The organism is Segatella copri (assembly GCF_051861805.1).
In the GTDB taxonomy this organism is placed as follows: domain Bacteria; phylum Bacteroidota; class Bacteroidia; order Bacteroidales; family Bacteroidaceae; genus Prevotella; species Prevotella copri_M.
In genome coordinates, this window is the sequence record NZ_CP146520.1 from 1051606 (window position 1) to 1069710 (window position 18105).

The following is an 18105-nucleotide window of genomic DNA, read 5'->3' on the forward strand; positions in this document are numbered from 1 at the left end:
AGTATATGAAGGGATGGTGTAGCTTCGCAACCTTTTTGATGGCTTTTCTGTCTAACTCAAGTTTCGCAAGTGAGCTCCACACGCCCTGAAAGGGCAGAAGCTCCTAGCCCAGGGCAGCGCCCTGGGTAATCATGGACGCAAGTTTGTCGCCCTGTAAGGGCAAAAGCTTCAAAAGAATCAGGCAATTTACAAAGCTTTTGCCCTTACAGGGCGCCTTGTTGATTGCTATTATACCCAGGGCGATGCCCTGGGCTAGGAGCTTTTGGGCCTTCAGCCCGTACTTGAACCACTTGCGAAACTTCAATGTCTAATAATTAGACAGCAGTGTCAAGTATTTAGACAGGTCATCTTATGGCCTTTTTTCTATATATTCTGATTATCAGTTGCTTATGTTTTTGGCATAGCCGTTGCCTTGCTATTTTGCAATAAATAAGAATAGTAACAACATAAAGAATAGTAAGAAAATGAAAAGACTTGCATTAGTAGCATCCTTCTGTGGCATTACTATAACACAGATGATGGCACAGAACATCAACGGCGAACAGATTTCCGACACGACTCTATTTAATAAGTTCTCCAAAGAACTTGGCGAAGTGGTGGTGAAAGCTCATTTTCCTCAATATAAGAAGACCCACGAAGGACTGCTGACATTCGAAAGTAGAGCCATTTAAGATTATTTTTTTGAGGTAGGTTTGCACTTTTAGGCAGGAATGTTTGGAGATAAAAAATAAAAAGCGTATATTTGCAGCGTGATTACTATTTAAAATGAGGAGGTAAATATGGATAGATATCAAATTATACGTATAATCCATGACTATATGTCTAAGAAGCCTGTATTGAAGGCATGGATCTTTGGGTCTTTTGCTCGTGGTGAAGAAAAGGCTCAGAGCGATATAGATATTCTCTTTGTCCCCGATTTTGAGCATGGTTCGTTTACTTTGCTTACTCATGGAGGAATGTATGAGGAATTGAAGCAACTGCTAGGTCGTGAAGTTGACTTGGTAGTTGATGGCTCTTTGCGTCCGTATGCTCAGGAGAGTGTGGAACGAGATAAAATCTTGGTATATGAGAGAGCTAGTTAGGGATAAAGGAAGACTGGAAGATATTGTGGAGTATTCTTCCAACGTACTCAAAATCATTGATGGGATAGAGTTTGAGGAGTTTTCCTCAAATCTTTTAGTCTATTTTGCAACGATGAAAAATGTAGAGATAGTAGGCGAGGCTGCTTATATGCTGACCAAGGAATTCAAGGCAAGTCACCCGGAGATTCCTTGGAAACAGGTGGAAGGTATGCGCCATGTTTTGGTGCATGGTTATTCGCAGGTGTTGCCTCGTATTCTTTGGGCTACAGCAAAAGAGAATATTCCCGAAATCAAGGCTCAAGTGGAGAAATACCTGAACGAGACAGATTGGGAACATTATTGTGGGGAATAATGAACTTGTTCTTCTATACTGATTTATATTAAGCGCTTGTAGATATGAAAGAGAACAATAAATTAAAAGTAGTTCATACCACCTGGGAGGAGTTCCTTAAGGAGCATCCAGTTAATGAGGTAGTTGATATGCCATCTTTGCCTAATGGCTATGTGGCAAGGGTTGTGACTGTTAATGCGGTTTCGTATACCTCTTGAACAGTTATGATAAAGGCTGGCTGCTGGAATTATTTGTATGCGGTCTGTCACGATTGTCCCTGCCTTTATGAATCCCATTGGTACATATTTTCGTCTTTCGGAAGAAACACGTTTGCGTTTAATTCAATACTGTTATACGAGCTTCTACTCTCGTTTGGGTAAATTCTTGAGGAACTTATTTCCTATGAATACATGCGGAAAGTCAGTGCCCGTTTCTACGTCAGTAAAACTTGCCGTTAAATAAGTTTTTGGTAGCGTGCTTATGCTTGACATGTTTGACAGAAGGTATGCAACATTATCGTTTTTTACCTTAAAGGTATGTTCGAAGGTACTATTTTCTCCTTTTAAGTCGAAAGACAACATGGTCCCATTTTGAGATATATGGTATGTTCCTTTCATCATTGGTATGTCATTGTACTTAAACTGCATGTTATTATAGCTAAAAACGTAACATATGCTATCTTCACTTGCAACCAAAGCGAATAAGCTATATGGAATTATATTGAGGTGGTTTCCTCCCTCTTCTTCAAAGTTCAACGTAAGAAATGGGAAAATCACATTTACCTCAATGCTACATGACTCGTTCGTGATTTTATCTCGTACGAAGATGTTAGTAGTGCCTATTTCCTTGCCGATAAGAGTGATTTTCTGTTTGTCATTCTGATCTGTAGAAATGTCCACCTTGTCGTTTCCTTCAACAACAATGTTTCCACTTCCGCCATTTATTATGAGATTTGTCGTATCACCCAAGGATACCTCTGCGTAATTATCTATAGTCAGAGGCTGATATTCATACTCATTTTCTTTATTGCTATTACATGCAAAGAAGCATAATGCAACTAAGATAACACCTAATACACGATATATTTTCATAATCCTTAATTCCGCAACACTATTGTAAATTAAACCTTTTAAGAGCCTGATCAACAAAAAGTTGTCCGGGGCTTTGCTATGTCAGAATTCTCACTTATCTTAGTGTTGCGATAAGAAAACAAGCAAAACTCTGATATGACATGGCAAAGTTACAAATTAAATCTGAGAAACTCACTCTTTTTGGAGGAAAATTTTCGGGTCATGGAGCAATTTGACACCACATAGTCTTCTGTATTAACCCTTCTCATATCCCCTGCCTTCCCATCGCTTGGCGAAGGCAGCGGCAGCATTTTTCTGTTGTTTCTCTGTCATGTTCGTAAGTGAAGAGTGAAGAACGAAGAGTGAAGAATTCGTCGGCTACTCTTGCGTTGTCTCTTCCTGTTGGCAAAGGTAATAACTTTTTCTTAAAACGCCAAGAGCGACAGCCAAAAATGTATCGGCTGCCGCTCTGTTATTTGCTTTTGACATTTGCTTGCTCAATTAATCTTTTTTTCTTTTTCCTCACTAAATGCCTTTATCTCATCAGTAAGGACTTTCTGTAATTTCTCTTTCGGTACTATCAGCTGATAGTCTGCCACTCCGATAGGTTTTCCCATATCTTCAAGTGCAAGTTCTACCTCTATAGCGTGGCTTCATCATTCAGCCCCTTACTCAACAGCAGCAGATTGTGCGACCACGGCAAAAGTGCAACGCTCCGTAGCACTTTTGTATCATACCCTGCGTAACGTTTATAAAATTTCATCATATTCCAAAGTTGATGTGGTGAAACATCCATTATTTATAGTCTTTGCAATCTTAACACTACAATAAACGTGCGCCAATGCTATAACAACCGTTAAAAAACAAGTCTTATTTCGAAATTTCATCCGTTTTTTATTCTTTTGTTCCCATTTTAGCGATATTTTTCGTATATTCGCATTCGCAATCGGGAAACCGACAACGCAAAAAATAAAAAATGAATGCAAAAACAAATATCTTATGGCAAAGATTATTGTAAGAAACCAAACGAAAAAAACACTAACAAAAGATGGTGTTGATTACATCTGCATTACCGATATAGCAAGGCAGAAGAATCCCATTGAACCCAAAGATGTGGTAAAGAATTGGTTGCGTTCCAAAAACACCTTGGAGTACTTAGGACTTTGTGAGCAGTTGAACAACCCTAATTTTAAAGGGGTCGAATTCGACCCCCTTTTGAAAGAAGCGGGCTCGAATGCTTTTACGATGAGTCCGACTCGATGGGTGGAACTAACCTATGCTGTAGTATTATTAAATTTTATCAACTATGAATAGTAAGAATTTATACTTTACAATCTTCTCTTTAATCCTTTTAGGATTTATCTCTTCTTGTGCAGAGAATAGTAATAAGTGTAGGCCTTCTTATGCAAGCAACATAGAACAACTTAATGAAAAGTTATATGATTCTTATGCAAATGTTGCAGTAAGGAAAAACAACACAACATCTGATGACATAATAACACCAGAATATTTTGGAGGCTCATATGTCAAGGCAAATAAACTTATTGTCATGGTCAAAAATGGAAGTCCAAAAGGAATAGAAGATATAAAGAAAAGACTAGGCACAGATTCAAATGTGACATTTGTATCTTGTACTTATTCTCTTCAAGAATTAAAAGAATTAAACGCTAAATTGAAAGTATCTTTTGCCAAGAAAGCTGCATTGCGAGACGAAATTGGGTGGGTTGCTGTTGGTATCAGACCTATTCAAAATAGAATTGTCGTATATTTGAATAATGCTTCTAATAAAAATATCTCTAAATTCAAGAATGAAATTTGCAATTCAGATAAAATAATTTTTGATCAGTTGGAAATAGAGCCAATTGAAATACAAAAAGATACAGCAAAAGACGAAAAAGTAGGAAGTCCCTCATAAAAGTGTATGGATAGCTCGAAAAGTCCCTCATAAAAGTGTATGGATAGCTCGAAAAGTCCCTCATAAAAGTGTATTAATCTTCTAAAAAGTCCCTCGTAAAAATGCGATAGATTTTGCTATTTCATTGTTTTTCAGTCTTTTGTAGCAAGAATACAATAATAATACCATGAGTATATGAAGGGATGGTATAGCTTCGCAACCTTTTTGATGGCTTTTCTGTCTAACTCAAGTTTCGCAAGTGAGCTCCACACGCCCTGAAAGGGCAGAAGCTCCTAGCCCAGGGCAGCGCCCTGGGTAATCATGGACGCAAGTTTGTCGCCCTGTAAGGGCAAAAGCTTCAAAAGAATCAGGCAATTTACAAAGCTTTTGCCCTTACAGGGCGCCTTGTTGATTGCTATTATACCCAGGGCGATGCCCTGGGCTAGGAGCTTTTGGGCCTTCAGCCCGTACTTGAACCACTTGCGAAACTTCAATGTCTAATAATTAGACAGCAGTGTCAAGTATTTAGACATGTCATCTTATGGCCTTTTTTCTATATATTCTGATAATCAGTTGCTTATGTTTTTGGCATAGCCGTTGCCTTGCTATTTAGCAACAAATAAGAATAGTAACAACATAAAGAATAATAAGACAATGAAAAGACTTGCGTTAGTAGCATCCTTCTGTGGCATTACCATAACACAGATGATGGCACAGAACATCAATGGCGAACAGATTTCCGACACGACTCTATTTAATAAGTTCTCCAAAGAACTTGGCGAAGTGGTGGTGAAAGCTCATCTTCCTCAATATAAGAAGACCCATGAAGGACTGCTGACCAACGTGGCAGGAACTGTGCTTAGCAAGATGGGTACGGCAGAAGATGTATTGAAGCATGTGCCGAGTATCGTGAAGAAGAAAGATGGATATGAGGTGGTCGGCAAGGGTACACCTATTATATATATCAACGGCAGGAAAATGCAAGATATCAGTGAGTTGGATAACATCAAATCTTCCGACATCAAGAGTGTGGAAGTCATCCTGAATCCAGGAGCCGCCTACGATGCTTCGGTAAATGCGGTAATCAAAATCAAAACCATCAAGAAGAAAGGCGAAGGCTTCGGCTTTGATACTCGCTCTGTGTATTGGTACAATAAGCATGACAATACCATCCAACAGGTTAACATGAACTATCGTCATAATGGACTGAATCTCTTTGCCACTTATAAGTTCTCTGATGCAACATGGATGCAAAAGGCCTCCTACGAACAGACTGTACATGTCGATACGCTTTGGCAACAGCATAACAACAACGAAGTAACAGGTCGCATAGAATCGCATCGTCTTATCAGTGGTTTTAGCTATGATTTCAATGTCAATCATTCCATTGGTGCGAGATACACCTTGACCTCGCCAGGCTATTCTCGCTCAAAAGATTTTTTCGATAGTCAGGTGACAGCCGACGGTAAGTTTTACGATTATATCAAAACCGATGGTCTGACGGTCGACAAGAACAGCCCTAGCCATCAATTGAATGCCTACTACAACGGCATTTGGGGTAAGACCACTATTGATCTGAATACCGACCTCTATTTCAGTACAAACAGGGCTTATGCCTATAGCGATGAACAGAGCCAGGAGCACGATTCTCGTAACATCAACTCCAAGAATCGTGTGAGCAATAAGATGGTAGCTACCAAACTCGTAATTACCTCTCTTCTCTTAGGCGGTAATCTCTCCTATGGAGCTGAGTATATCAATACTCATCGTAACGATGACTACGAAGTGAATCGCACCGATCTCCTCGCCAACTCTTATAGCAAATTGGAGGAGCAGACGGCAAGTCCATTCATCCAATATGCGCGCCTCACCCCGATAGGAAACATCACGGCAGGATTGCGATACGAGTATGTAAGATTCAAGTATTATGATGCAGGCATCTATCAGCCCGAGCAGAGTCGCTCCTTCCGCAACCTCTTTCCTACCATCAGCTATGGTGCGAAGATAGGTAAGGTAATGGCACTGTTGAGCTATTCGGTAAAGACCTCTCGTCCTTCATATAGTCAACTGAGCAACAATGTATCTTATATGAATCGATTTACTCGCCAAACAGGTAATCCTTATCTCGACAACGAAACCAATCACAGAGTGGAATTATCGGGTGTATGGAAGTTCATCCAGTTTATGGTCAACTACAAGGACTCTCGCAATGCCATCATCTATTGGGCAGAGCAAATGCCTGAGAACGAAGCTATTACCATGATAAGTCGTAAGAACGTGAAGAGTCTCAAGAGCATGACCGCCTACATCAGTGCCGCTCCAAGGATAGGCATTTGGGCGCCGCAAATCAACTTGGGCATGCAGAAGCCCTGGTTCACCCTCCATACTGATGTGGCATCTTATCGCTTGAATCGTCCTATCTTCATGGGCAACTTCAACAATGCCTTCTCCTTGCCATGCGGCATCACCTTTAACGTGGATTATCGCTATCAGAGCAAGGGTAACACGATGAATGTATATCTTGCCAAAGAGCAGCATGTACTGGATGTCAGCATCAGCAAGTCATTCCTAAAGGATGCCCTTACCTTGGAAATAAAAGGCAACGACCTGCTTTATAAATGTTGGGATGCCGACTTGCTCTATAACCAGAAGATGGAACTCTTGCAAGTGTCTAAGCGAGGTACGAGAGACCTGCAACTCACCCTTCGCTATAAGTTCAATACCACACGTAGCAAGTATAAGGGAACTGGTGCCGGTAATGCAGAGTTGAATCGACTATAAATATCTTTTATTACTTTTATTCGAAAGTAGAGACATTTTCCTAAAAGGGGAACAAAAAAGCAGCAAACCGCAAAGGGCTTGCTGCTCAAGATAGGAGTGTTTCCTATTTCTTTTATGGGTTGTATATATGGCTGAAGAGCTGTTGAATTCTTCACTCTTCACTCTTCGTTCTTCACTTTCTATACTTCCTTCAATACAGTTTCCAATCTTCCGATGAAGTCATCCACATTTTCCTTGGTCAATACCAATGGAGGGAGGATACGGAGGATGTTGGTGCCGGCGCAACCGGTGAAGCAGTGCTGCTCGTGGATGAGCTTGCTGCGAACTTCCTTGTGAGGAATATCGAGAACGGCTCCTACCATTAAACCACGACCACGAACCTCTGTGATGTGGCTGTTGCGCTTCTGCAACTCCTTCAGCTGGGCGATGAGATATTCGCCAACCTCATGCGCATTCTGTACCAGGTTCTCCTTCTCGAATACATCGAGAACGGCGAGAGCGGCAGTACATGCCAGATGGTTGCCACCGAAGGTAGTACCCAGCTGACCATATACAGGAGTAAACTCTGGAGAAATCAACACGCCACCCATAGGAAAACCATTACCGATACCCTTGGCTACGGTGATGAGATCTGGCTTGATGCCCAACCACTGGTGAGCAAAGAACTTACCGCTTCTGCCATAACCGCACTGGATTTCATCGCAAATCAGGAAGGTGCCGTATTTCTTGCAGGCAGCCTGCAAGCCCTGAGCAAATTCTGGAGTTACCATGTTGCAGCCACCTACGCCCTGGATCGCCTCAATGATACAAGCACATACATCACCCTTGGCAAGTTCCTTCTCCCAAGCCTCCAAATCGTTGATAGGAAGATAGGTTACGTGACCATTGTCATTGATAGGAGCGATGATCTTAGGATTATTTGTTACCTCTACGGCAAGGGATGTTCTGCCGTGGAAAGCCTTTTCTAAAGAGAGCACGCGGGTTCTGCCGTTGGTGAAGGAAGCCAACTTCAAGGCATTCTCATTTGCCTCGGCACCAGAGTTGATGAGGAAGAACTGATAATCTTCATAACCGCTTATCTTGCCCAGACGCTCAGCGAGTTTCACCTGCAACTTGTTGATGACAGAGTTGGAATAGAAACCCAGGTTGTTCAACTGGTTGGTGAGCATCTCCACATAGTGAGGATGGCAATGACCGATGCTGATAACGGCATGACCGCCATAGAGGTCGAGATATTCCTGACCCTTGTCGTCCCATACCTTGCAGCCCTGTCCTTTTACAATATTAATATCGAAAAGAGGATATACGTCGTAAAGTTTCATGTTAAATCTATGTTTTAAGAAAGACAACTTATAGAGTTATCTTGTGATAAACTATTTTTTATGATAGAAGAACGAATGAATATTCATCCGTTCTTCCGAATTCTTTTATCTAAAATGCTGATGGCTTGAGTTTCAAACCTGCTGTCTGGTCGAGACCAAACATGATGTTCATGTTCTGAACAGCCTGACCCACGGCACCCTTCAAGAGATTGTCGATGCAGGAAGTGATGAGGAGTTTATCGCCATACTTATCTACATGAACCAGGCACTTGTTGGTATTCACCACCTGCTTCAGGTCGATAGCCTTATCCACATAGTGAGTGAACTTGGCATCCTTGTAGAACTCCTTGTAACCTGCCACGATTTCCTCGATAGGCTTGTCGGTCTTCACTACTTCTGTAGCGAAGATACCGCGGGCGAAGTCGCCACGGTAAGGGATGAAGTCGATGACTGCATCAAGATAACCCTGTGTCTGCTTCAGACTCTGACGAATCTCTGGCACGTGCTGATGGTTGAATGCCTTGTAGATGCTCATGTTGTTGTTGCGCCATGAGAAATGGGTAGTGGCACCTGGCTTCTGACCAGCACCGGTGCTACCAGTAATGGCGTTAACAGAAACATCGCTGTTGATGAGGCCCATCTTAGCAGCAGGCAACAAACCAAGTTGAATGCAGGTTGCAAAACAACCTGGGTTTGCCACGTGCTGAGCTACGGCTATTTTTGATTCATTTATTTCTGGAAGACCATATACAAAATCGTGAGCGGCTGGGGTTGGCTGCTGGGTAGCAACCACTGTCTCTGGGGCAAGACGGAAGTCCTGTGCCAGGTCGATAATCTTCACGTTCTCCGGAACATTGTGCTCCTTCAGGAACGCCTCGCTCTTGCCGTGACCGAAGCAGAAGAAGATGACATCCACCTGGTCGAAAGGCATCTCGGCGGTAAACTTCAAGTCGGTCTCGCCATACAATCCCTCGTGAACCTCAGCCACCAGGTTGCCGGCGTTACTCTCGCTATTGGCGAATACAATCTCTGCCTCAGGATGGTTGATAAGGAGGCGAATCAACTCACCTCCTGTATAACCAGCTGCTCCTAAAATACCTACTTTTACCATAATTTAAGTGAAGAGTGTCTGTTTGAAGTGTCTTGCTAATGTGAATTAACGCTGTTCGTCTGGGTGCATACCATAGTAAACACGCAAAGGTGTTGAAGAAACCTTGATGAAGCCCTTCGCATCCTCTGCTGTCCAACCATGCTGCATCTCGCCATACTCACCGAGCTTAGACTTGGTCAAATCGTCTGGTGAATCGATACCTACAGTCTGGAAACTGTATGGACGGAGCTTCAAGATGGCTGTACCGTTTACGTTGCGCTGAGAAGAAGTCAGCATAGCCTCGATATCCGGCATCACTGGCTCCAGGTACTGGCTCTCGTGGAGGAACATTCCGTACCAGTTGCCTACCTGGTCCTTCCAATACTGCTGCCACTTGCTCAATGTGCTCTTCTCCAACAGACGGTGAGCCTCGATGATGAGCTTAGGAGCTGCAGCCTCGAAAGCTACACGACCCTTGATACCGATGATGGTGTCACCCACGTTGCAGTCGCGACCGATGGCGTAAGATGCACCAATCTCCTCAATCTTCTGGATGGCAGCCACCTTATCATCAAACTTCTCGCCGTTGACAGCCACAATCTCACCCTTCTCGAAGGTAATCTTCAGTTCAGCCTCTTCTTCCTTGGCAGTAACGTGCTTCAGATAAGCCTCCTCAGGAAGACCCTGGGTTGGGTCGAGAATCTCACCACCGCAGATACTGGTTCCCCAGATACCTACATTATAAGAATACTTCAACTTGGTGAAGTCTGCATAGAAACCGTGTTCGTTCAGGTAGTCAACCTCCTCCTTACGAGAAAGCGCCTTGTCACGGGTCAGGGTGATGATCTCTACTCCAGGAGCCATTACCAGGAAGGTCATATCGAAACGGATCTGGTCGTTGCCGGCACCTGTACTTCCGTGAGCGATAGCATCTGCACCAATCTCCTTGGCGTAACGTGCGATGGCGATAGCCTGGAAGATACGCTCTGAAGAAACTGAGATAGGGTAGCAGTTGTTGCGGAGCACATTACCGAAAATCATGTATTTCAAAGATTTCTCGTAATACTCGTGGGTAACATCGAGAGTGACGTATGCTTTGGCACCCAACTTATATGCGTTCTCCTCGTTGGTCTTCAACTGCTCGGCAGAGAAACCACCCGTGTTAGCGCATGCTGCATAAACATCCCAGCCATCCTGGGTCAACTTCATTACTGTGTATGATGTATCGAGACCGCCGCTGAAAGCGACTACAACTTTCTTATTTGCCATTTTATTTGATGTTTAATATGTGGTGAATAATATTTAGATGGCATTCTTGCCAACACCTTATTATATATAAGGATTTAGATTTCTGCAGAAGGACCGTCAATCTTGCGGATTCTCTCAATCACTTCCTGAGGAAGCTTGATAGGCAGATGCTCCTCTGGGTCGAAGAGCATGGCGGTGCAGATGCAGTATTTGCGGTTGGTGCGATGGAGAACATCCACGTTGATGCAACCCTCGCAACCACGCCAGAATGACTCGTCGTCGGTCAGGTCGGCGAAGGTAACAGGAAGATAACCCAGCTGGGTGTTCATCTTCATAACAGCCGAACCGGATGTCAAAGAGAAAATCTTGGCATGAGGCCATCGCTGTCGGGCGAGCGTAAAGGTCAGGTTCTTGATGCGTTTAGCCAGTCCCATACCACGGAAGTCTGGGTGAACGATCAAACCTGATGTGGTGACATAGTGCTTGTTGCCCCATGTTTCGATGTAGCTGAAACCTGCGAACTTATCGCCCTGGAGTGCGATAACAGCCTTGGCTTCGCGCATCTTGGTGGCGACATACTCAGGTGAACGCTTGGCGATACCTGAACCACGTTTCTTTGCTGCTTCTGCGATTGTAGTCAGAATGGTGTCGATGTACTTGATGTGACTTTCGTCAGCCACCATTACTTTAACTTCTTCCATTTTCTCTTAAATATTTAATAATGTTCTTGTTTCTATTTCTTAATTTATGGGTTGAATCAGTCGTGCAGACTGAGTTCAGGAATAACCACCGAAAGTGCATTGATGATCTCTTCTTCTGTAATTCCCTTTTTCTTGACGAGGAAGATGGTGTCATCTCCTGCGATGGTTCCCAGAATCTGGGTGATGTCGCTGTTGTCAATGTTGTAGGCAATGCTGCTGGCATATCCCGGTCGGGTTCTGATAACCACCATGTTGCCCGAGAAGTTGATGGAGAGGAATCCTGTTCCCATTGCCATGTTGCTGATCGGGATATGGTTGGAAACCCGCTTGTAGAGTGCATCGTTCGGAAGTACGTATGTGTATTTGCCGCTGGATGAAGCTGCCTTGGCTACCTTCAGTAGCTTGAGGTCGCGGCTCAATGTGGCTTGCGTAATCTCAAATCCTTCCTGGGCGAGCGCTTGCAAGAGTTGATCCTGCGAACTCAACTCTTGACTAGAGATGAGCATCTTCAATGTTTCCAATCTGCTATTCTTTACTTTCATACGTTGTATTTTTATTCGTTTGCGGTTGCAAAATTACATAAAATATGCGAAACAGCCAAATAAATATTAGGGAAAATGCATTTTAAGCGATAAAATGTTTTAAAAGTTTGTTTTTATGCATGTTTTATGCAGTATATTTATGCATGTGGCGTGTTTGCACTCTGTCTTCTTCTTCTTCCTCATTCTTCCGGATAATGAAAGAAAAGTGTAGAAACTTTGTCTTCAAAGTGTATTTTCTTTGTAGAAAAATTGCAGATATTGATTTTTTTGCTTATATTTGCAAAGTAATCCTCATTGATGCAATGAGTAAGTAAACTGCAATGAACAGAATAGTCACATTAATATATATATGGTTAGGTTGCGTCCTTTCCATGCAAGCACAGACCCGCCATCAGATGGGGGGTATCTATTACGCCTATCCCGGAGGTCCGTCAGCGCAGACTGGAACTTTCGGGACAGACTCTTGTTGTGTGCTTGATTCCTTGAAAGGCGCTTTGCCAGATTCCCAGAAGCATGCTTTCAAGGATTCCCTGATTCCTTCGTCGGGTCTTATTCCTGCCGGATTTACTCCTTTTTATATCAGTCATTACGGTCGCCATGGTTCCCGATGGATGGCGCATGACGACCGTTATGTATGGATATGCAGGCATTTCGAGGATGAGAGTAATCTTACTCCGCTCGGATTACAGGTGAAGGGAATGCTGGCAAGGATGTGGGAGAATGCCAGGGGGAATGGTGGAAAGCTCACCCGTCTCGGTGCACTTCAGCATCAGGGCATCGCCCGACGCATGTTTGCCCACTTTCCGCAAATCTTTGCTGCCGGCAATCAGGTGAAGGCACGTTCCAGCATCTCCGACCGTTGTGCCAGGAGTATGCAAGCCTTTACTTCGGAATTACAGATTCTCCAGCCCCAGTTGAACCTGGATGTGAAGACCGATTCTGCTGATATGGCATGGATAGCCCACGTTTCTCCCGAAATCAAGGCGCTGGCAAGCAGAACCAAGGTGGAACCTCTGATTTCTCCCGACAGATTTCTCCGTCAACTCTTCAAAGACATCTCGAAGATAGATGATCCTATGAAACTGATGGTCGAGATGCATGCCATCACTTCATCCATCCAGGATGTGGGCTTGAATTTCCCGGTTTATCCTATCGATATTGAAGAAGCCTTGAATGCTCTCTTCACGGACGAGGAGTTCCAAGCCATCTATGAGGCAAACAACCGTCGCATGACCATCGTCAATGGTAACGAACCTACCAACGAGTCGATTCCTGCACGCTGTGCCATTCCGCTCTGGCAGAACATCGAGGCTGAGGCTGATGCCGCCCTGCGTGCTCGCCAGTCGTCGGCAACCCTTCGCTTCGGTCATGATACGGCGCTCTATCGCCTGCTTTCTCTCCTCTTCAATACCGCCCACCTTCCTCCAAGTGCCAAGGATGATGAGGAACAGGTGGTATTGGGCGATGATGTGGACAGGATGGATAGGGTGGTTCCGATGGCAGCGAATCTGCAGATGATTTTCTATAAGAATGCCCAGGATTCCGTCTTGGTGAAGTTCATGCTCAATGAGAAGGACATCAAGCTCAATATTCTTTCGCAGGTGGAGTATGGCACGTGCTACTATCCCTGGAACCAGTGGAAGAAGCAGATGTACGAACGCATCCACGACCTGGAGCACATCCGCCAGCTGAATGCCATCAATACGATGGTGGGCACGGCACAGTCCAACACCCTGAGTGCCGGCCTGTTTGGCAAGGGCAGTGAGGAGCATGGACAGACCCTGCCTGCCGTACTCGTTCCGAATGGTCAGAACTTCTGGACTCCGCAGACCCAGGATACCGAACAGAAGTGCATCGCACCTTATTATTATAAGGACTCCCTTTTGCAGGGTTTCCGCTGCAGCCATTGGATAGTGGGTGGCTGCATGCAGGATTACGGTTCCTTCACCGTTGCCGCCTTGGGCGACGAGTTGAGGCTCCAGCCCGAGCAGCGTGCCACTCCTTTCAGTCATGCCGATGAGGTTTCGCATCCTCATTACTATGCGGTGAATCTGAAGAAGGAGCATCTCAAGGCTGAGATGACGGCATTGAGCCATACCTCCATCCTCCGTGTCACTCCCGAAAAGGACCAGCTGGTGCATCTGGTCATCAATCCGAATAGTGATGAAGGGCAGGGCTACATCGAGATCGATACCCTCAATCATGTGGTGTATGGCTATAATCCGGTGCATCGCATTTACCAGGGATGGGGCGAGTCGGCTGGTTTCAGCGGTCACTTCGTGCTGGCTTACGATGCCAGAGATCTGGTGGATTACGGAGTGTTCGAAGGTGACAACAGAATTAGCAAGGGCTTGAAGATGCAGGATAAGCCACGCATCGGCGCCTGGCTCACTTTCCGTGGAAAGGCGGGCAAGGCGATGGAGTGGATGTCGGGCACTTCCTTCACCTCCCGCGAGAAAGCCCTGGCAAATCTCAATGCCGAGAACTACAACTATGGCGGCTTGGATTTCTATAGCATGATGCAGTTTGCTGCCGATTTGTGGTGCGAACGTCTGCATACCATTGATGTGGAGCATCGCGATCAGGCAAAGGTCAACCAGTTTTATGGTGCCCTGTATCGCTGTTCCTTCCTCCCTCACGAAGTGAGTGATGTGGGTGATGAAATCAGATATGATGATTTCTCTATGTGGGACATCTATCGTGCCGAATTGCCGCTCTATACGCTTATCACCCCGAAGCGTTCGGGCGAGATGATGCAGTCGCTGGTCAGAATGTATCAGAACCGTGGCTGGCTTCCAGCTTTCCCATGCTGGAACAGTTATACGGCTGCGATGATAGGCGACCATGCCAGTGCCGCCCTTGCCGATGCCTACGTCAAGGGAATCCGCAACTTCGATGCGCGGAAGGCTTACGAGGGAATGCGCATGAATGCTTTCTCTACACCTTATATATATAAGGAGTATCAGGAAGGAAAGGGACGCCGTGCCATCCAGTCGTATATCAATAATGGCTACATTCCTTTGGAGGATATGGTGGAGGAAGCTTGTCATACCAACGAGCAGACTTCACGCACCCTGGAGTATGCCTACGATGATTTTGCCGTGGCGCAGATGGCGAAGGCGTTGATGGATTCCTGCAGGGATGCTTCGCAGCGACAGAAATATCAGGAAGATTACAACGAACTGATGCGCCGTTCAGAGAATTGGCGCAATGTCATCAACCCCGTCTCGGGTTGGGCGGATGGCAGATATGAGAATGGAAAATGGCTGAACAATAAAGACCTGGTTCATCGCCAGAGCTTCATCACCGAGGGCGCTGCCTGTCATTATACCTGGTATGTGCCTCAGAATCCGGAAGGATTGTTTGAGGTAATCCGCCATAGCAAACCGATGGATAAGAAGGAGAAGAAGGCAGAAGACAAGGTCATCTACCGTCTGGACAGGATGTTCGACAAGGGATGGTACTGGCATGGCAACGAACCATGCCATCAGATAGCCTATCTTTATGATGCTGCCGGAGCTCCGGAGAAGACCCAGCAATGGGTGCACCACATCCTGCAGACGGAGTATAATGATACGCCGGGCGGTTTGTCGGGCAATGATGATGCGGGTCAGATGTCGGCATGGTATGTATTCTCCTCCCTGGGTTTCTACCCGGTTTGTCCTGGCACACCTTATTATTATATAGGTACGCCAGGTTTCGACAAGGTGACGCTGAATCTGGAAAACGGAAAGAAGTTCATCTTGTCAGCCCGAAGAAAGGATGCAGGCAGCTACCTCATCCAGTCTACCTCTCTTAACGGAAAACCACTAACTGGTTACCGCCTCTCTCACCAGCAGATAGTGAGTGGAGGACAACTGCTTTTTGAATTGGAATAATAGAATCATAGAAATTAATACTGTAGGCGTAAGCCTGGCAACTAGATCAATTAACAGATAAGTATATGGATGCTGTAACGAGTTTTATTTATGGAATGAGCATGATGTTCTTTTCCATGATGGCATGGATGTTTTGGCGTAAGGGCAGTGAACGGCTCTTCCGCCTCATCATGCTTTTGATGTTGATAGCGGACGCACAGTGCCTGAAAGACCTCGTGCTCTTCTACTACAAGGGTTTCGGCAGTACGGAGGGATGGTATTTCACCTCCGCTGTCGATATGTTTATCATTCCGTTCTATAGCTTTGTGCTGATGGAACTGGTGAAACCGGGATGGACCACCTGGACCAAGGCGGTGGTGCTGGAGTTGCCTTTTGTGCTGCTTCCGCTCTTGTTTCTCATCTCGGGTGCCAACATCTATTTTTATATTCTCTCGGTATGGGGTGCCGTTTATGGCGTCACCACCTTCGTTGTACTCTTCTTCCTCATCCGCAGGTATCATCGCCAGCTCAAGGAGCGTTTCTCCTATCAGGAGAACATCAACCTTTCCTGGCTCCTTGCCATCCTGGGCAGTTTCTTCCTCATCCTGATTATCTGGACCTTGAGCTGCTTTGTCATCGACGGAGGCTTCGACAATCTTTATATGGTCTGCTCCCTGGCTATCTGGATGTTCATCTGTTACTTTGGGTATCGACATGAGTCGGTGATTGATGAACTGAAGGATGTGGAGGCAGCGCATGCAGAAGCTGCTCCGCAAGAGAGTGAAGAGGAAAAGCAAGGTCTCGCCACCGAGGTGCAGCGTCTCTTTGAAGTGGAGAAAATCTATCTCAATCCGCGACTCAAGCTCTCGGATGTGGCACACATGGTGGGCACCAACCGCACTTATCTCAGCAGGTATTTCAACCAGGAGAATGGCAGCACGTTCTATGATTTTGTGAACAATTACCGCCTCCGTTATGCGGAAAATCTGCTTCGAAACTCAGAATCTTCCATTCTGGAGATTTCAGAGAAGTCGGGATTTAATTCCCTTTCCACCTTTAGAAGAGTCTTTTCTTCTGCTTATGGCTGTTCGCCTAATGAATTTAGAAATGCTCTGTAAATGATTGTAAACCAACTGAATTTACGAAATGAATGCATGTTTTTTACGAAATGAGTTTTGGTAACAGGCAATAAAAAAGATACTTTTTGTTCAAATGGCGTCTTTTTTTTACCAAATGAAGCATCACTTTCGGAGAAAAAGCTTATCTTTGCATCAGAATTTTCTAGATTAGGTTTACTTATCATTTGCTTTTGATAGAACACATAAAGAGGTTGGCTAACCCGTGGAGGGCAAGCCAACCTCTGCTTTTTTATTTCTGTTGAAATCTTATTCCTTGTTGCTTCCGAAGATGCGAAGCAGATAGAGGAACAGGTTGATGAAGTCGAGGTACAATGTCAAGGCTCCGATGAGTGCCAACTTCTGAGCACCTTCGCTCATGTCGTACTGTGTCTGGAGCATGTGCTTAATCTTCTGGCTATCCCATGCTGTGAGACCGGTGAAGATGGCAACACCCACGTAGCTCAGGATGTAGTCAAATCCAGAACTCTTCAGGAACATGTTTACTACGGTGGCGATAATCAAACCAATCAAAGCCATGAAGAGAATCTTGCCCATCGAGGTCAGGTCCTTCTTGGTGGTGTAACCATATACAGCCATGGCACCGAAGGTTCCGGCTGTGATGAAGAACACCTTGGCAATGCTGGTCATCGTGTAAACCACGAAGATGGAAGAGAGCATCGCTCCGTTCAATACCGAGTAGACGATGAAGAGCAGGGTAGCCGTACTTAGCGACAGGCGGTTCAGGGCACCTGTGATAATGAATACCAGGGCGAGTTCAGCGATTACCAGTCCGAAGAGCAAGCCTCGGCTAGTCATCAGCGTCATCATCAGGGTTGGGCTGGCAGCCACGCCGTATGCAGTAACACCCGTAATAACGAGAGCCAGGGTCATCCATGTATAAACCTTGCGCATCAGTGCGGAGAACACGCCGCTCAATCCACGCTCCTTCTCATTGATAGCAAAGCCGTTGCTTTGCTGTTCATTCTGATTATTAATCAGATTGTACATTTCCTTTTCTGTCATAGTTTTATTTTCTAATTGTTGTGCAAATACAAAGCGCAAAGATAAT

General features: G+C 45.0%; 16 protein-coding genes. 8 read left to right on the forward strand and 8 right to left on the reverse strand.

Annotation, left to right across the window (positions count from 1 at the left end):
• Positions 1 to 464: 464 nt before the first annotated feature.
• From V8Z93_RS04005 to V8Z93_RS04015, 3 genes are all read left to right on the forward strand, one after another.
• Complete coding sequence (locus V8Z93_RS04005) at positions 465 to 671, forward strand: hypothetical protein (RefSeq protein WP_439432470.1); 207 nt, start codon at positions 465 to 467, stop codon at positions 669 to 671.
• Between the two features lie 147 nt (positions 672 to 818).
• Positions 819 to 1082: a nucleotidyltransferase family protein gene (locus tag V8Z93_RS04010; RefSeq protein ID WP_439432471.1), complete on the forward strand. Its 264-nt coding sequence runs from the start codon at positions 819 to 821 to the stop codon at positions 1080 to 1082.
• On the forward strand, positions 1066 to 1434 hold the full coding sequence (locus tag V8Z93_RS04015) for a HepT-like ribonuclease domain-containing protein (RefSeq protein WP_439432472.1): 369 nt from the start codon (positions 1066 to 1068) through the stop codon (positions 1432 to 1434). The genes V8Z93_RS04010 and V8Z93_RS04015 overlap by 17 nt, the downstream gene beginning before the upstream one ends.
• A 62-nt stretch (positions 1435 to 1496) precedes the next feature.
• On the opposite strand, the gene V8Z93_RS04020 is transcribed toward V8Z93_RS04015, so the two are convergent.
• Both V8Z93_RS04020 and V8Z93_RS04025 read right to left on the reverse strand, forming a co-directional pair.
• Positions 1497 to 1754 carry a type IIL restriction-modification enzyme MmeI gene (locus V8Z93_RS04020; RefSeq protein ID WP_439432820.1) on the reverse strand — a complete coding sequence of 86 codons (258 nt, stop codon included), beginning with the start codon at positions 1752 to 1754 and terminating at the stop codon, positions 1497 to 1499.
• A gap of 21 nt (positions 1755 to 1775) precedes the next feature.
• The gene (locus tag V8Z93_RS04025) at positions 1776 to 2504 is read right to left on the reverse strand and encodes a hypothetical protein (protein WP_147381877.1); all 729 of its coding nucleotides are present in this window, start codon (positions 2502 to 2504) and stop codon (positions 1776 to 1778) included.
• A 978-nt stretch (positions 2505 to 3482) separates the two neighbouring features.
• Here V8Z93_RS04025 and V8Z93_RS04030 point away from each other — a divergent pair.
• The 3 genes from V8Z93_RS04030 (at position 3483) to V8Z93_RS04040 (ending at position 7158) form a co-directional block, all read left to right on the forward strand.
• The gene (locus tag V8Z93_RS04030; RefSeq protein ID WP_439432473.1) at positions 3483 to 3797 is read left to right on the forward strand and encodes a KilA-N domain-containing protein; all 315 of its coding nucleotides are present in this window, start codon (positions 3483 to 3485) and stop codon (positions 3795 to 3797) included.
• Entirely contained in the window at positions 3790 to 4398 is a 609-nt protein-coding gene (locus tag V8Z93_RS04035) for a hypothetical protein (RefSeq protein ID WP_203050498.1), read from the forward strand. The genes V8Z93_RS04030 and V8Z93_RS04035 overlap by 8 nt, the downstream gene beginning before the upstream one ends.
• Positions 4399 to 5031: 633 nt before the next feature.
• Positions 5032 to 7158: a TonB-dependent receptor domain-containing protein gene (locus V8Z93_RS04040; protein WP_439432474.1), complete on the forward strand. Its 2127-nt coding sequence runs from the start codon at positions 5032 to 5034 to the stop codon at positions 7156 to 7158.
• Positions 7159 to 7337: 179 nt separating this feature from the next.
• On the opposite strand, the gene V8Z93_RS04045 is transcribed toward V8Z93_RS04040, so the two are convergent.
• The 5 genes from V8Z93_RS04045 to argR form a co-directional block, all read right to left on the reverse strand.
• Positions 7338 to 8480, reverse strand: coding sequence for an aspartate aminotransferase family protein (locus tag V8Z93_RS04045; protein WP_118312761.1), 1143 nt, complete (start codon positions 8478 to 8480; stop codon positions 7338 to 7340).
• A 109-nt stretch (positions 8481 to 8589) separates the two neighbouring features.
• Positions 8590 to 9591 (reverse strand): N-acetyl-gamma-glutamyl-phosphate reductase, encoded by a 1002-nt coding sequence (argC, locus tag V8Z93_RS04050; RefSeq protein WP_439432475.1) that lies wholly within the window; start codon positions 9589 to 9591, stop codon positions 8590 to 8592.
• Between the two features lie 45 nt (positions 9592 to 9636).
• Positions 9637 to 10839 carry an argininosuccinate synthase gene (locus V8Z93_RS04055; protein WP_439432476.1) on the reverse strand — a complete coding sequence of 401 codons (1203 nt, stop codon included), beginning with the start codon at positions 10837 to 10839 and terminating at the stop codon, positions 9637 to 9639.
• A gap of 74 nt (positions 10840 to 10913) precedes the next feature.
• A complete protein-coding gene (locus tag V8Z93_RS04060) occupies positions 10914 to 11519 on the reverse strand; it encodes a GNAT family N-acetyltransferase (protein ID WP_203041610.1) in 606 nt (201 codons plus the stop codon).
• A gap of 56 nt (positions 11520 to 11575) precedes the next feature.
• The gene (gene argR / locus V8Z93_RS04065; protein ID WP_203041609.1) at positions 11576 to 12061 is read right to left on the reverse strand and encodes an arginine repressor; all 486 of its coding nucleotides are present in this window, start codon (positions 12059 to 12061) and stop codon (positions 11576 to 11578) included.
• A gap of 320 nt (positions 12062 to 12381) precedes the next feature.
• Here argR and V8Z93_RS04070 point away from each other — a divergent pair, with 320 nt between their 5' ends.
• Positions 12382 to 15939 (forward strand): GH92 family glycosyl hydrolase, encoded by a 3558-nt coding sequence (locus tag V8Z93_RS04070; protein ID WP_439432477.1) that lies wholly within the window; start codon positions 12382 to 12384, stop codon positions 15937 to 15939.
• A gap of 65 nt (positions 15940 to 16004) precedes the next feature.
• Entirely contained in the window at positions 16005 to 17036 is a 1032-nt protein-coding gene (locus V8Z93_RS04075) for a helix-turn-helix domain-containing protein (RefSeq protein ID WP_439432478.1), read from the forward strand.
• 267 nt (positions 17037 to 17303) lie between these two features.
• Here V8Z93_RS04075 and V8Z93_RS04080 read toward each other — a convergent pair whose 3' ends face one another.
• Positions 17304 to 18059: a Bax inhibitor-1/YccA family protein gene (locus V8Z93_RS04080; protein WP_254880685.1), complete on the reverse strand. Its 756-nt coding sequence runs from the start codon at positions 18057 to 18059 to the stop codon at positions 17304 to 17306.
• Between the last annotated feature and the right edge of the window lie 46 nt (positions 18060 to 18105).